Genomic DNA, 21,887 nt, shown 5'->3' on the forward strand with positions numbered 1-21,887 from the left:
ATTATCTGATCGGCCAGAGCATAAGACTGTTTGGGTCGCGGACCCAGTGGTTAGTAAGCCGGGTCTGTAGCTCAGTTGGTTAGAGCGCACCCCTGATAAGGGTGAGGTCGGCAGTTCGAGTCTGCCCAGACCCACCAATGTTTACTTGTCAGAGGGGCCTTAGCTCAGCTGGGAGAGCGCCTGCCTTGCACGCAGGAGGTCAGCGGTTCGATCCCGCTAGGCTCCACCATCCCAACACAGTCACCTGTGAGTCCACAGTCACAAACCTATCATCACAAATGATGATGTCGGGTTTGTGACTGTCGGTTCGACAGTCGCTCTTTAACAATATGAATCATGCTGACAAACGTTTCTTCCGAGAGGAAGAAGCACGAGATACGTCTCAAGCGTATCCGGCAATTGTCGTGACGTCATCGCGGATCAGACCCTTTCGGGTTATATGGTCAAGCGATGAAGCGCATACGGTGGATGCCTAGGCAGTCAGAGGCGATGAAAGACGTGGAAGCCTGCGATAAGGTTCGGCGAGGTGGCAAACAACCTGCGACCCGGACATTTCTGAATGGGGAAACCCACCCAAGGTAACTTGGGTATCCCACACTGAATACATAGGTGTTGGGAGGCGAACCAGGGGAACTGAAACATCTAAGTACCCTGAGGAAAAGAAATCAACCGAGATTCCCCTAGTAGCGGCGAGCGAACGGGGACCAGCCCTTAAGCACCATGACTGATAGACGAAGTGGTTGGGAAACCACGCGATACAGGGTGATAGCCCCGTAGTCGAAATCTGATTGGTGTGAAATCGAGTAGGTCGGGGCACGAGAAACCTTGACTGAAGACGGGGGGACCATCCTCCAAGGCTAAATACTCCTGACTGACCGATAGTGAACCAGTACCGTGAGGGAAAGGCGAAAAGAACCCCGGAGAGGGGAGTGAAATAGATCCTGAAACCGTATGCGTACAAGCAGTGGGAGCAGACTCGTTCTGTGACCGCGTACCTTTTGTATAATGGGTCAGCGACTTATTTTCAGTGGCGAGCTTAACCGTATAGGGGAGGCGTAGGGAAACCGAGTCTTAACTGGGCGACCAGTCGCTGGAAATAGACCCGAAACCGGGCGATCTATCCATGGGCAGGTTGAAGATTGAGTAACATCAATTGGAGGACCGAACTCAAGTATGTTGAAAAATGCTGAGATGACCTGTGGATCGGAGTGAAAGGCTAATCAAGCCCGGAGATAGCTGGTTCTCCTCGAAAGCTATTTAGGTAGCGCCTCACGTATCACCGCCGGGGGTAGAGCACTGTTTCGGCTAGGGGGTCATCCCGACTTACCAACCCGAGGCAAACTCCGAATACCGGTGAGTGCAGCGTGGGAGACACACAGCGGGTGCTAACGTCCGTTGTGAAAAGGGAAACAACCCAGACCGTCAGCTAAGGTCCCCAAATCCTGGTTAAGTGGGAAACGATGTGGGAAGGCTCAGACAGCTAGGAGGTTGGCTTAGAAGCAGCCATCCTTTAAAGAAAGCGTAATAGCTCACTAGTCGAGTCGGCCTGCGCGGAAGATGTAACGGGGCTAAACCAGGTACCGAAGCTACGGGTTCGCCGAATGGCGAGCGGTAGAGGAGCGTCGTGTAAGCCAATGAAGGTGTGTTGAGAAGCATGCTGGAGGTATCACGAGTGCGAATGCTGACATGAGTAACGACAAGGGGAGTGAAAAACTCCCCCGCCGGAAGACCAAGGGTTTCTGTTCGACGCTAATCGGAGCAGAGTGAGTCGGCCCCTAAGGCGAGGCCGAAAGGCGTAGTCGATGGGAAACGGGTCAATATTCCCGTACTTCACAGTATTGCGATGGGGGGACGAAGAAGGCTAGGTGAGCCAGGCGTTGGTTGTCCTGGTGAAAGTCAGTAGGCTGGGGGATCAGGTAAATCCGGTACCCTAAGGCCGAGAGACGAGACGAACAGACTACGGTCTGGAAGTCATCGATGCCACGCTTCCAGGAAAAGCCTCTAAGCTTCAGATACTGTGGAACCGTACCCCAAACCGACACAGGTGGTCAGGTAGAGAATACCAAGGCGCTTGAGAGAACTCGGGTGAAGGAACTAGGCAAAATGGTGCCGTAACTTCGGGAGAAGGCACGCCGCATTAACGTGATGGGACTCGCTCCCTAAGCGTGAAGCGGTCGAAGATACCAGGTGGCTGCAACTGTTTATTAAAAACACAGCACTCTGCCAACGCGTAAGCGGACGTATAGGGTGTGACGCCTGCCCGGTGCCGGAAGGTTAATTGATGGTGTTAGCTTCGGCGAAGCTCCTGATCGAAGCCCCGGTAAACGGCGGCCGTAACTATAACGGTCCTAAGGTAGCGAAATTCCTTGTCGGGTAAGTTCCGACCTGCACGAATGGCGTAATGATGGCCACGCTGTCTCCACCCGAGACTCAGTGAAATTGAAATCGCAGTGAAGATGCTGTGTACCCGCGGCTAGACGGAAAGACCCCGTGAACCTTTACTATAGCTTCACACTGGACGCTGATGTTGCTTGTGTAGGATAGCTGGGAGGCTTGGAAACTGTGGCGCTAGCTGCAGTGGAGCCAACCTTGAAATACCAGCCTGGCATCATTGGCGTTCTAACTCCGGTCCGTTATCCGGATCGAGGACAGTGTGTGGTGGGTAGTTTGACTGGGGCGGTCTCCTCCCAAAGAGTAACGGAGGAGCACGAAGGTACCCTCAGCACGGTTGGAAATCGTGCAGTGAGTGCAAGAGCATAAGGGTGCTTAACTGCGAGACAGACACGTCGAGCAGGTACGAAAGTAGGTTCTAGTGATCCGGTGGTTCTGTATGGAAGGGCCATCGCTCAACGGATAAAAGGTACTCCGGGGATAACAGGCTGATACCGCCCAAGAGTTCACATCGACGGCGGTGTTTGGCACCTCGATGTCGGCTCATCACATCCTGGGGCTGAAGTCGGTCCCAAGGGTATGGCTGTTCGCCATTTAAAGTGGTACGCGAGCTGGGTTTAGAACGTCGTGAGACAGTTCGGTCCCTATCTGCCGTGGGCGTTGGAAGTTTGAGAAGTGCTGCTCCTAGTACGAGAGGACCGGAGTGGACGCACCTCTGGTGTTCCGGTTGTCACGCCAGTGGCATTGCCGGGTAGCTAAGTGCGGACGGGATAACCGCTGAAAGCATCTAAGCGGGAAGCCCCCTTCAAGATGAGACTTCCCCGAGGCGTAAGCCTCCTGAAGGGCCCAGCAAGACGAGCTGGTTGATAGGCACGGTGTGGAAGCGCTGCAAGGCGTTGAGCTAACGTGTACTAATGGCCCGTGAGGCTTGACCATATAACCCCAAGGGGTCTGCGCATGACGCGCACAATTGACGGATACGCGAGACGCATCTCGTCAGCATGATTTCATATTGCGATGAGCCGCCACGGCGACTCATCAACCCGTTTCGCCTGACGACCATAGCGAGCGTGAACCACCCGATCCCATGCCGAACTCGGAAGTGAAACCGCTTAGCGCCGATGGTAGTGTGGAGCTTCTCCATGCGAGAGTAGGTCATCGTCAGGCACTTATTCAGAGAAAACCCCGGTCTCCCAGAGGCCGGGGTTTTTTCATGTCTGGACGGTCGACAACGCTCCTCCAGACCGCTCCCCAGCAGGGCGCCGAGGCATCGCTGTGGTGCGCTGGCCTGATCTTTCCTGACCTTGCTCAGACGATTCTCTTGAACCCCGGCCGCTAACGCGGGCCGGGGTTTTTGGTATCTGCCTACTCATGCATGAGCTGCATGCGCGTGGGCGTCAGGCCTCAAGGCGTAGAAAAGGGCCGTCTGCCGTTTTTCAGCTTGCCTCTGGTGCTGCCTCCGGTTTGGCTGGCAGTGTCAGTCGTCGGATTGTTGTTCGTATGAGCGGCTCGTTCACTCATCGGCTTGAGCAGGGGAGGGCGCAACTTTGGTCGAGAAGATTTCCGGGGGCAGCAGCCATCCGCTAGAATGGCGGTTTTTGCGGCGGGAAGGTGCGCATGACCATCGGTGAACTGATTCGCTTGTTGAGTGACGGTGACTTTCACTCCGGCGAGCAGTTGGGTGAGCGTCTGGGCGTATCCCGTACTGCGGTGTGGAAGCAGCTCAAGAAGCTCGAGGCAATGGATATCCCTCTGGAGGCAGTCAAGGGGTTGGGTTATCGCCTGGCCGATCCCATCGAACTGCTGGACGGGCCGGCGATCGTCGCCGAACTCTCCCGTGATAGTCGCCAGCGACTGACGCGGCTGTTCATCGAAGAGAGCCTGCCCTCGACCAACCGTTACCTGCGAGAGCGGTTCGAGCAGGGCGCCGGTCATGGAGAGGTCTGTCTGAGCGAGGCGCAGAGTGCCGGGCGTGGGCGCCGGGGACGCGCCTGGGCCTGCCCCTGGGGGCGCGGACTGCTGCTGTCGCTGGGCTGGCGGTTCGAGTCCGGCGCCGCGGCCCTGGAGGGCTTGAGTCTGGCTGTGGGGGTCGCGCTTGCCGAGGTGCTTGAGCGCCATGGCGTCGAGGTGGCGCTCAAGTGGCCTAATGATGTCCTGGTGCTAGGCCAGGGCCCGTCCCGGAAGCTCGCCGGCATCCTGCTCGAGGTCAGCGGCGACCTGTCGGGGCCCTGTGAGGTGGTGATCGGACTCGGCATCAATGTCTCTCTCCCCGAGGCCATGCGTCAGGACATCGATCAGCCCGTCGCGGCGGTGCATGATCAGCAGCCCGACGTTACCCGTAACCGTCTGGCGGCGGACCTCATCGATGCCCTGCTGGTCCTGCTGCCGCGTTTCGAGGCTGAGGGCTTCGGGGCCTGGCAGAAAGCCTGGAACGCGCGTCATGCTCACGCCGGCCAGGCCATCGATATCATTCAGGGGTCGCGTCGCCAGTCAGCGGTAGCTGAGGGGGTCGATACTGCCGGTAACCTGATCGTGTGGCAGGACGGAGAGCGCCAGTCCTTGGCGAGCGGTGAAATCAGCGTGCGTGGCCATTCATGATTCTGGACCTGGATATTGGCAACACCCTGTCGAAGTGGCGTCTCAAGGACAGCGTGAACAGCGAGATCCGTTCCCGCGGCGCGGTCTGGACGCGCGAAGAGTGGCGTCCCGGCTCGGATATTCCCGACCTGGATGTGGTGAGGGCGGTGCGGATCTCCAGCGTAGCCCGTCAGAAGGTGCTCAAGGAAACCGTCGAGCTCCTGCGGCATGAGGTCGGCGTGGTGCACGTGGCCAGGCCGGTCCGAGAGGCGCTGGGGGTGGTCAACGGCTACGACGACCCTGGTCGGCTCGGCGTGGACCGTTGGCTGGGAGCCCTGGCCAGCTACCATCTGGCCGGCGCCTGCTGCACGGTGGACTGTGGCAGTGCGATCACAATCGATTTCGTGCTGCCCGGCGGGCGCCATCTGGGTGGCTATATCCTGCCCGGCCTGCGGTTGATGAAGGAGAGTCTCAAGCTCGGGACCCGCAATGTGGCAATCGACCCGGACAGCGAGGCCGATGAGCTCTTGGCGCCGGGGTGCAATACCGTCGAGGCGGTCAATCATGGCATCTACATGGCCGCGGTCAGTGCCGTGAACCGGATCTATGGCGAAGTCTGCGATCGCGAGGGGGTGGCGCTGCCGCTGATTCTGACCGGCGGGGATGCGCGGGTGGTCTCTCGAGGGATCCGGGTGCCTCATGCCTTGTGGCCGGACATGGTCTATGGCGGCCTGGAGGCCTGTTTTCCGCAGACGGCCGCCGAGCGCGCGGGGCGCCTGTCAGGCGCACCTGAGGTGCCGGCGCCAGTAGCGCTGGAAAAAATTCGTGCAAGCCTTGCATTCTCCATGCTGCTTTGACAAAATGCAGCGCGTTCGCAGGGCAAGCGTTACCGGGCCACGGTTCGGAAAAAGTTAGATAAGCGCTTGACATTGTTGCGAAAAGTGGTAGAATTTACCGCGTGATTCGGAGGGGTTCCCGAGTGGCCAAAGGGAGCAGACTGTAAATCTGCCGCGAAAGCTTCGAAGGTTCGAATCCTTCCCCCTCCACCAGATTTAGCCGAAGCGCCTGTAGTCGATTCGGTGGTAAGAGCGGGCAGGCGGGCATAGTTCAATGGTAGAACCTCAGCCTTCCAAGCTGATGATGCGGGTTCGATCCCCGCTGCCCGCTCCAGTTTTTGCTGTAATGTGTTTCGCTCGTGTAGCTCAGGGGTAGAGCACACCCTTGGTAAGGGTGAGGTCGGCGGTTCAAATCCGCCCACGAGCTCCATATTAGAAAAGGCGAGCCACAAGCTCGCCTTTTCTTTTTCCTCCGGCGGCATGCTGGGGGTTGTCAGGCAGGGGTGCTTTCGCTATGATGGCGCCCGCTGTTCACGGGATGCCTGCAAAGGGTATTCGGTGAAAGCGTTGATACAGGCCAGTAGCTCAATTGGCAGAGCAGCGGTCTCCAAAACCGCAGGTTGGGGGTTCGATTCCCTCCTGGCCTGCCAGTCTTCCCCAGGCTGGTGATATCTCATATTTTTCATGTTTCGATTGCTGCACCCTGAGGAGTCTCGTTCGCATGAAACAAAACGCCGAGGTGCAGGAGTCGCGCCACGACGGGCTCAGGTGGGCGGTTGTCGTCTCTCTGGTAGTCGTTGCCGTTGTCGGTAACTCTTATTTCGCCGATCAGGCTCTGCTCTATCGTGTGCTGGGCGTCGTTGCCTTGTGTGCGGGTGCCGCTGGTGTGGCGCTGACCACCACCAAGGGGCGCAATCTCCTGGAGCTGGCCCGCAGTGCGCGCAAGGAAATTCAGCGCGTCGTCTGGCCGACCCGCCAAGAAACCATCCAGACCACCGCGATCGTGATGGTGGCGGTGCTGGTGGTTGGTCTGATGCTGTGGCTGATTGATACCCTTCTTGGCTGGGCGATGTCCGGCGTCATTGGTTAGGAGATTCCATGTCCAAGCGTTGGTATGTCGTGCATGCCTACTCCAGCTTCGAAAAGCATGTCATGCGCTCGCTCATCGAGCGCGTGAAGATGTATGGCATGGAAGATCGCTTCGGCGAGATTCTGGTGCCGACCGAAGAAGTGGTCGAGATGCGCGACGGCAAGCGCCGCAAGAGTGAGCGCAAGTTCTATCCCGGCTATGTGCTGGTCGAGATGGAGATGGACGACGCGACCTGGCATCTGGTTAATGAGACGCCGCGGGTGCTGGGCTTTATCGGCGGCACCAAGGAAAAGCCGGCGCCGATCAGTCAGAAAGAGGCCGATGCCATTCTGCGTCGTGTCCAGGACGGCACCGACAAGCCGCGGCCGAAGACCGTCTTCGAGCCGGGTCAGTCTGTGCGCGTCATCGATGGCCCCTTCGCCGACTTCAATGGGGTGGTCGAAGAGGTCAACTACGAGAAGAGTCGCGTCCAGGTCAGCGTGCTGATCTTCGGTCGGGCGACCCCTGTCGAGCTCGAATTTTCCCAGGTCGAGAAGGACTGATTCTCGGCCTCGGCGCGCGATCGCCTCGGCGTGATCGCGCGCCTGTGTGATCAAGCAGTAACCAGGTCGCTCAGGCGGCCATTCAACCGGGGAGCCGCAAGGCGCTTGCACCCAACTGGAGTCCTATCATGGCCAAGAAAGTACAGGCTTACATCAAGCTGCAGGTCGCAGCTGGTAAAGCTAACCCGAGTCCTCCCGTGGGCCCCGCGCTGGGTCAGCACGGCGTCAATATCATGGAGTTCTGTAAGGCGTTCAACGCCGAGACCCAGGATATCGAGCCGGGCCTGCCGACGCCGGTCGTCATCACCGTCTACTCCGACCGCAGCTTCACCTTCATCACCAAGACGCCGCCCGCCGCCGTCCTGCTGAAGAAGGCCGCTGGCATCAAGTCCGGCTCTGGTGAGCCGAACAAGACCAAGGTCGGTACCGTGACCCGCGAGCAGCTCGAAGAGATCGCCAAGACCAAGGAGCCGGATCTGACGGCTGCTGATCTTGATGCCGCGGTGCGTACCATTGCCGGTAGCGCCCGCAGCATGGGCCTCAACGTGGAGGGTCTCTGATCATGGCTAAACTGTCCAAGCGCGCTCTGAAGATCAAAGAGCAAGTCGACGCTACCAAGGTCTACTCCCTGGAAGACGCCGTGGCACTGCTCAACGAGCTGTCCACCGTCAAGTTCAAGGAATCCCTGGACGTGGCCATCAACCTGGGCGTTGATCCGCGGAAATCCGACCAGGTCGTGCGTGGCGCTACCGTCATGCCCAACGGTACCGGCAAGGATGTTCGCGTCGCCGTGTTCACCCAGGGTGCCAACGTTGATGCCGCCAAGGAAGCCGGTGCCGATATCGTCGGCATGGACGACCTGGCCGAGCAGGTCAAGAAAGGCCAGCTCGACTTCGATGTGGTCATCGCCTCGCCGGACGCCATGCGCGTCGTCGGTCAGCTGGGTCAGATTCTCGGCCCGCGTGGCCTGATGCCGAACCCGAAGGTCGGTACAGTGACCCCTGACGTTGCGACTGCGGTCAAGAACGCCAAGGCCGGTCAGGTGCGTTTCCGTACCGACAAGAACGGCATCATCCACACTACTCTGGGTAAGGTGGATTTCGCGGCTGACGATATCCGCGGCAACCTGGAAGCGCTGGTCGCTGACCTCAAGCGTCTCAAGCCCAGCACTTCCAAGGGTGTGTATTTCAAGAAGCTGACCCTGTCCACCACCATGGGTCCGGGTCTGACCGTCGATCACTCCGCATTCGCGTGATCGACGCAGCCAAAGATACTTTGCGGTCCCCATCCTTCCTCGTGAAGGCCGGGGCGCCGTCAAAGACCGCAGGTGTTGCCCCTCGCATGCGAGGGGCGGCTTAATCTCCCTCCGGGGAAGCCTGCGCAGATGGTGTGGCCGCCAGTCACTGGTGTGCACCATCACCCAAGCCTCCTCGCCATTAGGTGAGGGGAGATGGTAACCCCCGGGACACAGAGGCGTGAGTCTTTGCGTCCCGGCACGAAGGAGTGATCACTGTGCCACTAGCTCTCGAAGGCAAGAAGGCAATTGTTGCCGAGGTCAGTGAGGCCGCTAAGGACGCTCTCTCCGTCGTAGTTGCCGATTCTCGCGGTGTGGCCGTTAGTGCCATGACCGACCTGCGCAAGCAGGCGCGCGAGAATGGCGTGCAGATCCGTGTTGTCCGCAACACCCTGGCACGCCGCGCCCTGTCCGGAACTCCCTGGGAGATTCTGGACGAGACCTTCTCCGGTCCGACCATGCTGGCCTTCTCCTACGAGCATCCGGGCGCAGCCGCCCGCCTGTTCAAGGAGTTCGCCAAGGGTCAGAAGGACTTCGAAGTCAAGGCGCTGGCATACGAAGGCGAGTTCATCCCGGCTTCCGATCTTGACCGTCTGGCCACGCTGCCGACCCGCGATGAGGCGATCGCCAAGCTGATGTCCGTCATGAAGGAAGCTTCTGCCGGTAAGCTGGTTCGTACTCTCGCTGCGCTGCGCGATCAGAAGGAAGAAGCGGCCGCCTGATTGGCGCGCTTCTCCTGATAGCCTGAACCGACCATTGAATCATGAGCACTTGGTCCCCTGGCCGAGGCTCCGCAAAGTCTAGGAAATTGAACATGGCACTGACCAAAGAAGACATCATCAACGCCGTCGCCGACATGTCCGTCATGGAAGTGGCTGAGCTGATCGAAGCGATGGAAGAGAAGTTCGGCGTGAGCGCGGCTGCTGCCGTCGTCGCCGGCCCGGGTGGCGCTGACGCCGCTGCTGAAGAAGAGCAGACTGAATTTGACCTGGTGCTGACCGGCGCTGGCGACAAGAAAGTCAACGTCATCAAGGCCGTCCGCGAGATCACTGGTCTCGGCCTGAAGGAAGCCAAGGGTGCCGTCGACGGCGCGCCGGCGACCATCAAGGAAGCGATGTCCAAGGACGACGCTGAAGAAGCGAAGAAGAAGCTGGAAGAAGCCGGCGCGAGCGTGGAGCTCAAGTAATTCTTGTGCCCACGGCTTCACGCGCTGCGTAAGCTTCCACGGCTGGTGGCGGGCTTCCCGCTACCGGCCTTTTTCTGTTGTTACTAGCCGCCCGCATTCAATGCGCCGCCGCTAGCCGAATTCCGACGGCGAGCTTCCACGAGGGGGCTTGCCGTCAGCGCCTGACGGGACCCATCCCGTCGGGTGGCGCCGACACGCATCGGTCACCCATGGTGAACAAGCTGGGGAATACAGATGGCTTACTCATACACTGAGAAAAAACGCATCCGCAAGGATTTCGGCAAACTGCCCCAAGTGATGGATGTGCCCTACTTGCTGGCCATCCAGCTTGATTCCTACTACGACTTCCTCCAGCAGGATCGCTCGCCGGAAGAGCGGCTCGAGCTCGGCCTGCACGCCGCCTTCAAGTCCGTATTCCCGATCGAGAGCTTCTCGGGCAACGCTGCTCTCGAGTATGTCAGCTACCGTTTCGGCACGCCGGCCTTCGACGTCAAGGAATGTCAGCTGCGCGGGGTCACCTATTCGGCACCGCTGCGCGTCAAGGTACGTCTGATCATCTACGATCGCGAGTCATCCAACAAGGCGATCAAGGATATCAAGGAGCAGGAAGTCTACATGGGGGAGATCCCCCTGATGACCGAGAACGGTACCTTCGTGGTCAACGGTACCGAGCGTGTCATCGTCTCCCAGCTGCATCGCTCGCCGGGTGTGTTCTTCGACCATGACAAGGGCAAGAGCCACTCCTCTGGCAAGCTGCTGTACTCCGCGCGGGTCATTCCCTACCGCGGTTCCTGGCTCGACTTCGAGTTCGATCCCAAGGACAACGTCTTCGTGCGCATCGACCGTCGCCGCAAGCTGCCGGCGTCCGTGCTGCTGCGCGCGCTGGGCATGAGCGCCGAGGAGATCCTCGACAACTTCTTCGAGACCAGCACCTTCCATATCGAGAAGAGCGGGTTCTCGGTGGAGCTGGTGCCGTCGCGCCTGCGCGGCGAGACCGCGACCTTCGACATCAAGGATGCCGATGGCAGCGTGATCGTCGAGGAAGGCCGTCGCATCACCCAGAAGCATATCCGGCAGATGGAAAAGTCGGGCCTCGAGCGTCTCGAGGTGCCGATGGAGTACCTGTACGGCAAGACGCTGGCCAAGGATCAGGTCGATCCGAAGACCGGCGAGCTGATCTGCGAGTGCAACTCCGAGATCACTCCGGAGCTGCTCGAGAAGCTGGCCACCGCCGGCATCACCTCGCTCCAGACGCTCTACACCAATGACCTGGACTGCGGTCCCTTCATCTCCGACACCCTGAAGCTGGACAGCACGCGCAGCCAGCTCGAGGCCCTGGTCGAGATCTACCGCATGATGCGCCCCGGCGAGCCGCCCACCAAGGAAGCCGCCGAGACGCTGTTCCACAACCTGTTCTTCACCGAAGACCGCTACGACCTGTCGGGCGTCGGCCGGATGAAGTTCAACCGTCGCCTGCGTCGCGAGTCCGACACCGGCTCCGGCGTACTCGACAACGGCGACATCCTCGACGTGCTCAAGGAGCTGATTGCGATCCGCAACGGCTTTGGCGACGTCGATGATATCGACCATCTGGGCAACCGCCGCATTCGCTGCGTCGGCGAGATGGCCGAGAACCAGTTCCGCGTCGGCCTGGTGCGCGTCGAGCGTGCGGTCAAGGAACGCCTGTCCATGGCCGAAAGCGAAGGCCTGATGCCGCAGGACCTGATCAACGCCAAGCCGGTCGCGGCGGCGGTGAAGGAGTTCTTCGGCTCCTCCCAGCTCTCGCAGTTCATGGACCAGAACAACCCGCTGTCCGAGGTCACCCACAAGCGTCGCGTCTCGGCCCTCGGCCCGGGCGGCCTGACCCGTGAGCGCGCCGGCTTCGAGGTGCGTGACGTTCACGCGACTCACTACGGTCGCCTGTGCCCGATCGAGACCCCGGAAGGCCCGAACATCGGCCTGATCAACTCGCTGGCCACCTACAGCCACACCAACAGCTACGGCTTCCTCGAGACCCCGTACCGCAAGGTGGTGGACGGACAGATCACCGACGAGGTGGTGCAGCTGTCGGCGATCGAGGAGGGCAACTTCGTCATCGCCCAGGCCTCGGCCACCGTGGACGAGAACGGCCAGCTGGTCGACGACCTGGTGCAGGTGCGTCACCGCGGCGAGACCACCTTCATGGCACCGGACAAGGTCACCATGATGGACGTGTCACCGCGACAGGTGGTGTCCGTGGCCGCGGCCCTGATCCCGTTCCTCGAGCACGATGACGCCAACCGCGCCCTGATGGGTGCCAACATGCAGCGTCAGGCGGTGCCGACCCTGCGCGCCGACAAGCCGCTGGTCGGTACCGGCATGGAGCGCTTCGTCGCCCGTGACTCCGGTGTCTGCGCCGTGGCGCGCCGCGGTGGCGTGATCGATTCGGTCGATGCCCGTCGCGTGGTGGTGCGGGTCAACGAGGACGAGATCATCGGCGGCGAAGCCGGCGTCGATATCTACAACCTCACCAAGTACACCCGTTCGAACCAGAACACCTGCATGAACCAGCGCCCGATCGTGCGCCCGGGGGATCAGGTGTCGAAGGACGACATCCTTGCCGACGGCCCGTCCGTCGACATGGGCGACCTGGCGCTCGGCCAGAACATGCGCATCGCCTTCATGCCCTGGAACGGCTACAACTTCGAGGACTCCATCCTGTTCTCGGAGCGCGTGGTGCAGGAAGATCGCTTCACCACCATCCATATCCAGGAACTGACCTGCGTGTCTCGCGACACCAAGCTGGGCGCCGAGGAGATCACCTCGGACATTCCCAACGTCGGTGAGTCCGCGCTTGGCAAGCTCGATGAGGCCGGCGTGGTCTACATCGGCGCCGAGGTCGGTCCGGGCGACATCCTGGTCGGCAAGGTCACGCCCAAGGGCGAGACCCAGCTCACACCGGAAGAGAAGCTGCTACGTGCGATCTTCGGTGAGAAGGCCTCCGACGTGAAGGATACTTCCCTGCGTGCCCCGACCGGCATGAAGGGGACGGTCATCGACGTCCAGGTCTTCACCCGCGACGGCGTCGAGAAGGATTCCCGCGCCCTGTCCATCGAGCAGATGCAGCTCGACGAGGTGCGCAAGGATCTTCAGGAGACCTACCGCATCGCCGAAGACGCGACCTTCGAGCGCCTGAAGCGCACCCTGTCCGGTCAGCCGGTCAATGGTGGGCCCAAGCTCAAGAAGGACGACGTGCTCTCCGAGGAGTACCTCGAGGAGCTGCCGCGTCAGCAGTGGTTCAAGCTGCGCCTGCAGGACGAGTCGCTCAACGAGCTGCTGGCCCAGGCCGACGAACAGCTCGAGAACCGTCGCAAGGAGATGGACGAGCGCTTCGAGGACAAGAAACGCAAGCTGACCCAGGGCGACGACCTAGCGCCGGGCGTGCTCAAGATCGTCAAGGTCTACATGGCGGTCAAGCGTCGCATCCAGCCGGGCGACAAGATGGCCGGCCGTCACGGTAACAAGGGTGTCATCTCCGCGATCATGCCGATCGAGGACATGCCCTTCGACGGTGGCGGTGAGCCGGTCGACGTGGTCCTGAACCCGCTGGGCGTGCCATCGCGCATGAACGTCGGTCAGATCCTCGAGACTCACCTGGGCATGGCGGCCCGTGGCCTTGGCGTCAAGATCGAGCACATGCTGCGCGAGGCCCGCGAACAGCAGGTCGGCCAGCTGCGCGAGTTCCTCGGCCAGGTCTACAACACCGAGGGGGCGCGGCTCGAGGACATCAGCTCGCTGTCCGACGACGAGGTGATTGCTCTGGCGAAGAACCTCAAGGGTGGCGTGCCGATGGCCACGCCGGTCTTCGACGGTGCCAAGGAGCATGAGATCAAGCATCTGCTGTCCCTGGCCGATCTGCCGGATTCCGGTCAGATGACGCTCTACGACGGGCGTACCGGCGAGTCCTTCGACCGTCCGGTCACGGTGGGCTACATGTACATGCTGAAGCTCAACCACCTGGTCGACGACAAGATGCACGCGCGCTCCACGGGCTCCTACTCCCTGGTCACCCAGCAGCCGCTGGGCGGCAAGGCGCAGTTCGGTGGTCAGCGCTTCGGTGAGATGGAGGTCTGGGCCCTGGAAGCCTACGGTGCTGCCTATACCCTCCAGGAGATGCTCACGGTCAAGTCCGATGACGTGGAAGGTCGTACCAAGATGTACAAGAGCATCGTGGATGGCGATCACACCATGCAGGCGGGCATGCCGGAATCCTTCAACGTATTGGTGAAGGAAATCCGCTCGCTGGGCATCGACATCGAGCTGGAAGGCTAAGCACCCGGGACTTGAGTCAGTACTGGCGACAGTACTCACGACAGTGCTCGAGAAAGATGGTCCGCGGGGGCGGGCAGTACGCCGCCCCCGCCTATGACAACTCCGCAACGGAGCCGACCTATGAAAGATTTGGTTAAAGTTCTCAAGTCGCAGGCACAGTCCGAAGAGTTCGACGCGATCAAGATCACTCTCGCGTCACCGGACCTGATCCGCTCCTGGTCTTACGGCGAGGTGAAGAAGCCCGAGACCATCAACTACCGTACCTTCAAGCCGGAGCGTGACGGCCTGTTCTGCGCCAAGATCTTTGGCCCGGTGAAGGATTACGAGTGCCTGTGCGGCAAGTACAAGCGCATGAAGCACCGCGGCATCATCTGCGAGAAGTGTGGCGTCGAGGTCACCAAGGCCGCGGTTCGCCGCGAGCGCATGGGCCACATCGAACTGGCCAGCCCGGTGGCGCACATCTGGTTCCTGAAATCGCTGCCGTCCCGCATCGGCATGTTCCTGGACATGACCCTGCGCGACATCGAGCGTGTGCTCTACTTCGAAAGCTTCGTGGTCGTCGACCCGGGCATGACCACCCTCGAGCGTGGTCAGCTGCTCAACGACGAGCAGTACTTCGAGGCCCTCGAGGAGTTCGGTGACGACTTCGACGCCCGCATGGGTGCTGAGGCCGTGCAGGCGCTGCTCAAGGACATCGATCTGGAGGAGGAGATCAATCATCTGCGCGAGGAAATCCCGCAGACCAACTCCGAAACCAAGATCAAGAAGCTGTCCAAGCGCCTCAAGCTGCTCGAGGCCTTCTCCAAGTCGGGCAATGCGCCGGCCTGGATGGTCATGGAAGTGCTGCCGGTGCTGCCGCCGGACCTGCGTCCGCTGGTGCCGCTGGACGGTGGTCGTTTCGCGACCTCGGATCTCAACGATCTGTACCGTCGCGTGATCAACCGCAACAACCGCCTCAAGCGCCTGCTTGATCTCAACGCGCCGGACATCATCGTGCGCAACGAGAAGCGCATGCTGCAGGAGTCCGTGGACGCGCTGCTCGACAACGGTCGTCGCGGTCGTGCCATCACCGGCTCCAACAAGCGTCCGCTGAAGTCGCTTGCTGACATGATCAAGGGTAAGCAGGGTCGCTTCCGTCAGAACCTGCTGGGCAAGCGCGTCGACTACTCCGGTCGTTCCGTGATCACCGTGGGTCCGACCCTGCGTCTGCACCAGTGCGGCCTGCCGAAGAAGATGGCGCTCGAGCTGTTCAAGCCGTTCATCTATTCCAAGCTGCAGTCCAGTGGCCAGGCGTCCACCATCAAGGCCGCCAAGAAGATGGTCGAGCGCGAGCTGCCGGAGGTGTGGGACATCCTCGCCGACGTCATCCGCGAACACCCGGTGCTGCTGAACCGCGCCCCGACCCTGCACCGTCTGGGCATCCAGGCCTTCGAGCCGCTGCTGATCGAAGGCAAGGCCATCCAGCTGCACCCGCTGGTCTGTGCTGCCTACAACGCCGACTTCGACGGTGACCAGATGGCGGTCCACGTACCGCTGACCCTGGAAGCCCAGCTCGAAGCCCGTGCGCTGATGATGGCCACCAACAACGTGCTGTCGCCGGCCAACGGTGATCCGATCATCGTGCCGTCCCAGGACGTGGTGCTGGGTCTGTATTACATGACCCGCGAGAAGATCAACGCCAAGGGCGAAGGCATGATCTTCTCAGACCTCAAGGAGGTCGAGCGCGCCTTCGGCACCCAGAGCGTCTCCATGCACGCCCGGGTCAAGGTCCGTCTGACCGAGTTCCTGCCCGAGGAAGAGGGCGGTGAACTGATCGAGCGTACCTCGATCTACGACACCACCGTTGGCCGCGCAATGCTGTTCCGCATCCTGCCCAAGGGCGCGCCCTTCGAGCTGGTCGACCAGCCGATGAAGAAGAAGGCGATCTCCGGCCTGATCAACGAGGTCTACCGCCGTACCGGCCTCAAGGACGCCGTGGTCTTCGCTGACCAGCTGATGTACACCGGCTTCCGCATGGCCACCTGGTCCGGCGCCTCGATCGGCGTCAACGACTTCGTCATCCCCGATGCCAAGAAGGGCATCGTCGATGCCGCCGAGGACGAGGTGAAGGAAATCGAGGACCAGTTCTCCTCCGGTCTGGTGACCGCGGGCGAGAAGTACAACAAGGTCATCGATATCTGGTCCAAGGCCAACGACAAGGTCGCCAAGGCGATGATGACCGGCATCTCCAAGGAGAGCGTGGTCAACCGTGACGGGGAAGAGGTCGAGCAGGACTCCTTCAACAGCGTCTTCATCATGGCCGACTCCGGTGCTCGTGGTAGCGCCGCCCAGATCCGTCAGCTGGCGGGCATGCGTGGCCTGATGGCTAAGCCGGATGGCTCGATCATCGAGACGCCGATCACCGCCAACTTCCGTGAGGGCCTGAACGTACTCCAGTACTTCATCTCCACCCACGGTGCCCGTAAGGGTCTGGCGGATACGGCCCTCAAGACCGCCAACTCCGGTTACCTGACCCGTCGTCTGGTCGACGTGGCGCAGGATCTGGTGATCACCGAGGCCGACTGTGGCACCGAGAACGGCCTGACCCTGCACCCGGTCATCGAGGGTGGCGACATCATCGTCTCCCTGGCGCAGCGTGTGCTGGGCCGCGTGGTCGCGCAGGACGTGGTCGATCCGGCCAGCGACGAAGTGCTGATCGCGCGTGGCACCCTGCTCGACGAGGCCTGGTGTGCCGAGCTCGACACCATGGGCGTCGACGAGATCGTGGTGCGCTCGACCATCACCTGTGACACCGCCCACGGCGTCTGCTCGTCCTGCTACGGTCGTGACCTGGCGCGCGGTCACCAGGTCAACACCGGTGAAGCGGTCGGCGTCATCGCCGCCCAGTCGATCGGTGAGCCGGGTACCCAGCTGACCATGCGTACCTTCCACATCGGTGGCGCGGCCTCCCGGGCTTCCGCCGTGGACAGCGTACAGGTCAAGCACGGCGGCAAGGTGCGCCTGCACAACATCAAGTCGGTGGAGCGTGCCGACGGCAAGCTGGTAGTGGTCTCCCGCTCCAGCGCCCTGGCCGTCGCCGACGAGCACGGTCGCGAGCGCGAGTACTACAAGCTGCCCTACGGTGCCGAGCTGTCGGTCAAGGACGGCGAGCTGGTCGATGGTGGCCAGACCGTCGCCAAGTGGGACCCGCACACCCACCCGATCGTCGCCGAGGTCGAGGGCAAGGCGCAGTACATCGACATGGACGAGGGCGTCTCCATCCACCGCAGCGTGGACGAGATGACCGGCCTGTCCTCCATCGAGGTGATCGAGTCCGCCGCGCGTCCGGCCTCCGGCCGTGACAAGCGTCCGATGATCATGCTCGCCGACGATGCCGGCCAGCACATCTCGCTGCCGGGCTCCAACACCCCGGTGCAGTACCTGCTGCCCGGCAAGGCCATCGTCTCGATCGAGAACGGTGCCAGCGTCGGTGTCGGCGAGGTGGTGGCCCGTATTCCGGTGGAAGCCACCGGCAACAAGGACATCACCGGTGGTCTGCCCCGCGTGGCCGACCTGTTCGAAGCCCGTAAGCCCAAGGAATCGGCGATCCTCGCCGAGATCAGCGGCGTGCTCAGCTTCGGCAAGGAGACCAAGGGCAAGCGTCGTCTGACGATCACCCCGGCCGATGGCGATCCGTTCGAGATGCTGATCCCGAAATGGCGTCAGATCGCGGTCTTCGAGGGCGAGACGGTCGAGAAGGGCGAGGTCATCTCCGATGGCCCCAGCAACCCGCACGACATCCTGCGCCTGCTGGGCGTCAGCGAGCTGGCCAAGTACATCACCGCCGAGGTGCAGGAGGTCTATCGCCTCCAGGGTGTGGGCATCAACGACAAGCACATCGAAGTGATCGTGCGTCAGATGCTGCGCAAGGTCGAGATCACCGATGCCGGCGATTCCGACTTCATCACCGGTGATCAGGTCGAGGTGGTGCGCGTGCTCGAGCAGAACGCCCGCCTGGAGCAGGACGGCAAGTTCCCGGCCAAGTACAACCGCCTGCTGCTGGGTATCACCAAGGCGAGCCTCGCCACCGAGTCGTTCATCTCCGCGGCCTCCTTCCAGGAGACCACGCGGGTGCTGACCGAAGCGGCGGTGACCGGCAAGCGCGATTACCTGCGCGGCCTGAAGGAAAACGTGGTGGTGGGACGCTTGATCCCGGCCGGTACCGGCCTGACCCACCACGCGGAGCGTCGCCGTCGTCGTGAAGACGCCGAGCGTGTGCTCCACCCGTCGGCCCAGGACGTCGAGCAGGAGCTGGGCGCCCAGCTCACCGCCCTCGACGCGGATGACGACGAGATCTAACCGGAGCCTGCTCAAGATCGGCGCCTCATGGCGCCGGTCTTGACGCCGATCGCTCCGAGACAGTAGAATGCGCAGCCTTTAATAGTGGGGTGGGTACGCCCGCGCTCGCTATCGAAAGGCCAAGGCAACCATTGGAGTCAGCTACAGACCATGGCAACTATCAACCAGCTCGTGCGCAAGCCGCGCAAGCGTCCCGTCGTCAAGAGCGACGTGCCGGCGCTGCAGGCCTGCCCGCAACGTCGCGGGGTTTGCACCCGCGTTTACACCACTACCCCGAAGAAGCCGAACTCCGCACTGCGTAAGGTGTGCCGTGTTCGTCTGACCAACGGGTACGAGGTCTCCTCCTACATCGGTGGTGAGGGTCACAACCTGCAGGAACACTCTGTCGTGCTGATTCGCGGCGGCCGAGTGAAGGACTTGCCGGGTGTGCGTTATCACACCGTCCGCGGCGCTCTCGACACCTCCGGTGTCCAGAACCGTAAGCAGGGCCGTTCCAAGTACGGCACCAAGCGTCCGAAGTCCTAAGGGACGCTCGACGCCGGAACGCCACATACCAAATTGCATCGGTCTGATAAGAGTAAGGTCGAGCGTCGCGGGCGAGTCCCGTGCCAGTCTCGGGTTTACCTGAAGGACCCCTTAGTTTTGAGGGCTTATCATGCCTAGAAGAAGAGTTGCTGCGAAGCGCGAAATCCTCCCGGATCCGAAGTTCGGAAGCGAGCGCCTGGCAAAGTTCATGAACCACCTCATGATCAGCGGCAAGAAGTCTGTAGCTGAACGTATCGTCTATGGCGCCCTGGACCGTGTGTCCGAGCGCAGCAATGATGACCCGCTGGAGATCTTCGACAAGGCGCTGGAAACCATCCAGCCCATGGTCGAGGTGAAATCTCGTCGTGTCGGTGGTGCTACCTACCAGGTGCCCGTGGAAGTCCGTCCCTCACGCCGTCAGGCGCTGGCCATGCGCTGGCTGGCCGACGCTGCTCGTAACCGTGGTGAAAAGACCATGGTGCAGCGTCTGGCCGGTGAGATGCTCGATGCCGCCGAAGGCAAGGGCTCGGCCGTGAAGAAGCGCGAAGACGTGCACCGCATGGCGGAGGCCAACAAGGCCTTCTCGCACTACCGCTTCTAAGCAGGCTTCGCAACACGAGGCGCCTATATGTCTGGGCGCCTCCAACCAACGGGGAATTCCATCGTGGCACGTAAGACACCGCTTAAGCGTTACCGTAATATCGGTATCGTTGCCCACGTCGACGCCGGGAAGACCACCACTACCGAGCGTGTCCTGTTCTACACCGGCCTGTCCCACAAGGTCGGCGAGGTCCATGATGGCGCAGCCACCATGGACTGGATGCAGCAGGAGCAGGAGCGTGGTATCACCATCACCTCCGCGGCGACCACCTGCTTCTGGCAGGGCATGAACAAGCAGTTCGATGAGCACCGCATCAACATCATCGACACCCCGGGACACGTTGACTTCACCATCGAAGTCGAACGTTCCCTGCGTGTGCTCGACGGTGCGGTCGTCGTGCTGTGTGGTAGCTCCGGTGTGCAGCCGCAGACCGAGACCGTCTGGCGCCAGGCCAACAAGTACGAAGTTCCGCGTATGGTGTTCGTCAACAAGATGGACCGTGCCGGCGCCGACTTCTTCATGGTCCTCGACCAGCTGAAGACCCGCCTGAACGCCAATGCGGTGCCGATCCAGATCAACTGGGGCGCCGAGGACGAGTTCAAGGGCGTCGTCGATCTGCTGCAGATGAAGGCGATCCTGTGGGACGAAGACAACCACGGCATGAACTATGACCTGGTTGACATCCCGGCCGAGCTCCAGGAGACCGCCGAGAAGTACCGCGAAGAGATGGTCGAAGCCGCCGCCGAGGCCTCCGAAGAGCTGATGGACAAGTACCTCGAAGAGGGCGAGCTGTCCATCGAGGAGATCAAGGCCGGTCTGCGTCGTCGTACCCTCGACAACGAAATCGTCCTGGTGACCTGTGGCTCCGCGTTCAAGAACAAGGGCGTGCAGGCCGTGCTGGATGGCGTCATCGAGTACATGCCGTCACCCACCGAGGTCAAGGCCATCGAGGGTGAGCTGGACGACAAGGACGGCACCATCGCGACCCGTGAGGCCGATGACAGTGCGCCCTTCGCCGCGCTGGCCTTCAAGATCGCCACCGACCCGTTCGTTGGCACCCTGACCTTCATCCGTGTGTATTCCGGGGTCTTGAAGTCTGGCGACAGCGTCTTCAACTCTGTGAAGAGCAAGAAGGAGCGTGTCGGTCGTATCGTCCAGATGCACTCCAACTCTCGCGAAGAGATCAAGGAAGTCCTGGCCGGCGACATCGCCGCCTGCATCGGCCTGAAGGATGTCACCACCGGTGATACCCTGTGCGACCTGACCGACAAGATCGTGCTCGAGCGCATGGAGTTCCCGGATCCGGTGATCTCGGTCGCCGTTGAGCCGAAGTCCAAGGCCGACCAGGAGAAGATGGGCGTCGCCCTCGGCAAGCTGGCTCAGGAGGATCCGTCCTTCCAGGTCAAGACCGACGAGGAAACCGGCCAGACCATCATCTCCGGCATGGGTGAGCTGCACCTCGACATCATCGTTGACCGCATGCGTCGCGAGTTCAAGGTCGATGCCAACATCGGCAAGCCGCAGGTCGCCTATCGCGAGACCATCCGTCACAGCGTCGAACAGGAAGGCAAGTTTGTTCGTCAGTCAGGCGGCCGCGGTCAGTTCGGTCATGTGTATCTGCGCATCGAACCGCTGACCGAGGAAGACAAGGGCGACGACGAGGAGATGCACTTCAAGTTTTCGTCCGAGATCGTCGGCGGCGTGGTTCCGAAGGAATACGTGCCTGCTGTCGAGAAAGGGGCCTATGAACAGCTGCAGAACGGTGTCATCGCGGGTTACCCGATGATCGACGTCAAGGTCACGCTGTACGATGGTTCCTACCATGACGTGGACTCTAACGAGACCGCGTTCAAGATCGCTTCTTCCATGGCGATCAAAGAAGGTGCCAAGAAGGCCAAGGCCGTGCTGCTGGAGCCGATGATGAAGGTCGAAGTCGTGACCCCCGAGGAATTCATGGGTGACGTCATGGGCGATCTTAACCGTCGTCGCGGTCTGGTGCAGGGCATGGATGATACTTCCTCCGGGAAGACCATCCGCGCAATGGTGCCGCTGGCTGAGATGTTCGGTTACGCAACCGATCTACGTTCTCAGACCCAGGGCCGTGCAAGCTACTCCATGGAGTTTGCGAAGTACGACGAGGCGCCCTCCAGCATCGTGGAAGCCGTCATCAACCAGAACGGTTAACCGTTAGCTAAC

The 21,887-nt window shown here is 61.2% G+C and carries 13 protein-coding genes, 6 tRNA genes and 2 rRNA genes; all 21 read left to right on the plus strand.

From position 1 onward, the window contains the following. Nucleotides 1-60 precede the first annotated feature (60 nt). The 21 genes from IEJ03_RS00995 (at nt 61) to fusA (ending at nt 21,875) form a co-directional block, all read left to right on the plus strand. A tRNA-Ile gene (locus IEJ03_RS00995) sits at nt 61-137 on the plus strand. A gap of 16 nt (nt 138-153) precedes the next feature. Then, a tRNA-Ala gene (locus tag IEJ03_RS01000) sits at nt 154-229 on the plus strand. Between the two features lie 212 nt (nt 230-441). After that, nucleotides 442-3,327 (plus strand): 23S ribosomal RNA (locus tag IEJ03_RS01005). Between the two features lie 115 nt (nt 3,328-3,442). Next, a 5S ribosomal RNA gene (gene rrf / locus IEJ03_RS01010) occupies nt 3,443-3,558 on the plus strand. 450 nt (nt 3,559-4,008) lie between these two features. Beyond that, entirely contained in the window at nt 4,009-4,989 is a 981-nt protein-coding gene (locus IEJ03_RS01015; protein ID WP_192035909.1) for a biotin--[acetyl-CoA-carboxylase] ligase, read from the plus strand. Next, nucleotides 4,986-5,825: a type III pantothenate kinase gene (locus IEJ03_RS01020; RefSeq protein WP_192035910.1), complete on the plus strand. Its 840-nt coding sequence runs from the start codon at nt 4,986-4,988 to the stop codon at nt 5,823-5,825. The genes IEJ03_RS01015 and IEJ03_RS01020 overlap by 4 nt, the downstream gene beginning before the upstream one ends. A 108-nt stretch (nt 5,826-5,933) precedes the next feature. Further along, a tRNA-Tyr gene (locus tag IEJ03_RS01025) sits at nt 5,934-6,017 on the plus strand. 47 nt (nt 6,018-6,064) lie between these two features. After that, nucleotides 6,065-6,138 (plus strand) — tRNA-Gly (locus IEJ03_RS01030). Between the two features lie 21 nt (nt 6,139-6,159). Continuing rightward, nucleotides 6,160-6,234: transfer RNA gene (locus IEJ03_RS01035), tRNA-Thr, on the plus strand. 144 nt (nt 6,235-6,378) lie between these two features. Continuing rightward, nucleotides 6,379-6,454 (plus strand) — tRNA-Trp (locus IEJ03_RS01040). A 71-nt stretch (nt 6,455-6,525) separates the two neighbouring features. Continuing rightward, on the plus strand, nt 6,526-6,894 hold the full coding sequence (gene secE, locus IEJ03_RS01045; RefSeq protein ID WP_192035911.1) for a preprotein translocase subunit SecE: 369 nt from the start codon (nt 6,526-6,528) through the stop codon (nt 6,892-6,894). Between the two features lie 8 nt (nt 6,895-6,902). Continuing rightward, nucleotides 6,903-7,436, plus strand: coding sequence for a transcription termination/antitermination protein NusG (gene nusG / locus IEJ03_RS01050; RefSeq protein WP_192035912.1), 534 nt, complete (start codon nt 6,903-6,905; stop codon nt 7,434-7,436). 128 nt (nt 7,437-7,564) lie between these two features. Then, complete coding sequence (rplK, locus tag IEJ03_RS01055; protein WP_092845433.1) at nt 7,565-7,996, plus strand: 50S ribosomal protein L11; 432 nt, start codon at nt 7,565-7,567, stop codon at nt 7,994-7,996. Between the two features lie 2 nt (nt 7,997-7,998). Next, nucleotides 7,999-8,691, plus strand: coding sequence for a 50S ribosomal protein L1 (gene rplA, locus IEJ03_RS01060; protein ID WP_192035913.1), 693 nt, complete (start codon nt 7,999-8,001; stop codon nt 8,689-8,691). Nucleotides 8,692-8,948: 257 nt separating this feature from the next. Next, nucleotides 8,949-9,452: a 50S ribosomal protein L10 gene (gene rplJ / locus IEJ03_RS01065; protein ID WP_192035914.1), complete on the plus strand. Its 504-nt coding sequence runs from the start codon at nt 8,949-8,951 to the stop codon at nt 9,450-9,452. A gap of 92 nt (nt 9,453-9,544) precedes the next feature. Further along, on the plus strand, nt 9,545-9,916 hold the full coding sequence (gene rplL, locus IEJ03_RS01070) for a 50S ribosomal protein L7/L12 (RefSeq protein WP_192035915.1): 372 nt from the start codon (nt 9,545-9,547) through the stop codon (nt 9,914-9,916). Between the two features lie 234 nt (nt 9,917-10,150). Next, the gene (rpoB, locus tag IEJ03_RS01075) at nt 10,151-14,227 is read left to right on the plus strand and encodes a DNA-directed RNA polymerase subunit beta (RefSeq protein WP_192035916.1); all 4,077 of its coding nucleotides are present in this window, start codon (nt 10,151-10,153) and stop codon (nt 14,225-14,227) included. Nucleotides 14,228-14,347: 120 nt separating this feature from the next. Beyond that, the gene (gene rpoC / locus IEJ03_RS01080) at nt 14,348-18,565 is read left to right on the plus strand and encodes a DNA-directed RNA polymerase subunit beta' (RefSeq protein WP_192035917.1); all 4,218 of its coding nucleotides are present in this window, start codon (nt 14,348-14,350) and stop codon (nt 18,563-18,565) included. A 150-nt stretch (nt 18,566-18,715) separates the two neighbouring features. Then, on the plus strand, nt 18,716-19,090 hold the full coding sequence (gene rpsL, locus IEJ03_RS01085; protein WP_092527252.1) for a 30S ribosomal protein S12: 375 nt from the start codon (nt 18,716-18,718) through the stop codon (nt 19,088-19,090). Nucleotides 19,091-19,220: 130 nt separating this feature from the next. Next, complete coding sequence (gene rpsG / locus IEJ03_RS01090) at nt 19,221-19,691, plus strand: 30S ribosomal protein S7 (protein WP_192035918.1); 471 nt, start codon at nt 19,221-19,223, stop codon at nt 19,689-19,691. Nucleotides 19,692-19,754: 63 nt separating this feature from the next. After that, a complete protein-coding gene (gene fusA, locus IEJ03_RS01095; protein ID WP_192035919.1) occupies nt 19,755-21,875 on the plus strand; it encodes an elongation factor G in 2,121 nt (706 codons plus the stop codon). The last annotated feature ends 12 nt before the right edge of the window (nt 21,876-21,887 follow it).

The sequence above is a fragment of the Halomonas sp. YLGW01 genome (assembly GCF_014840935.1).
Lineage (GTDB): Bacteria > Pseudomonadota > Gammaproteobacteria > Pseudomonadales > Halomonadaceae > Onishia.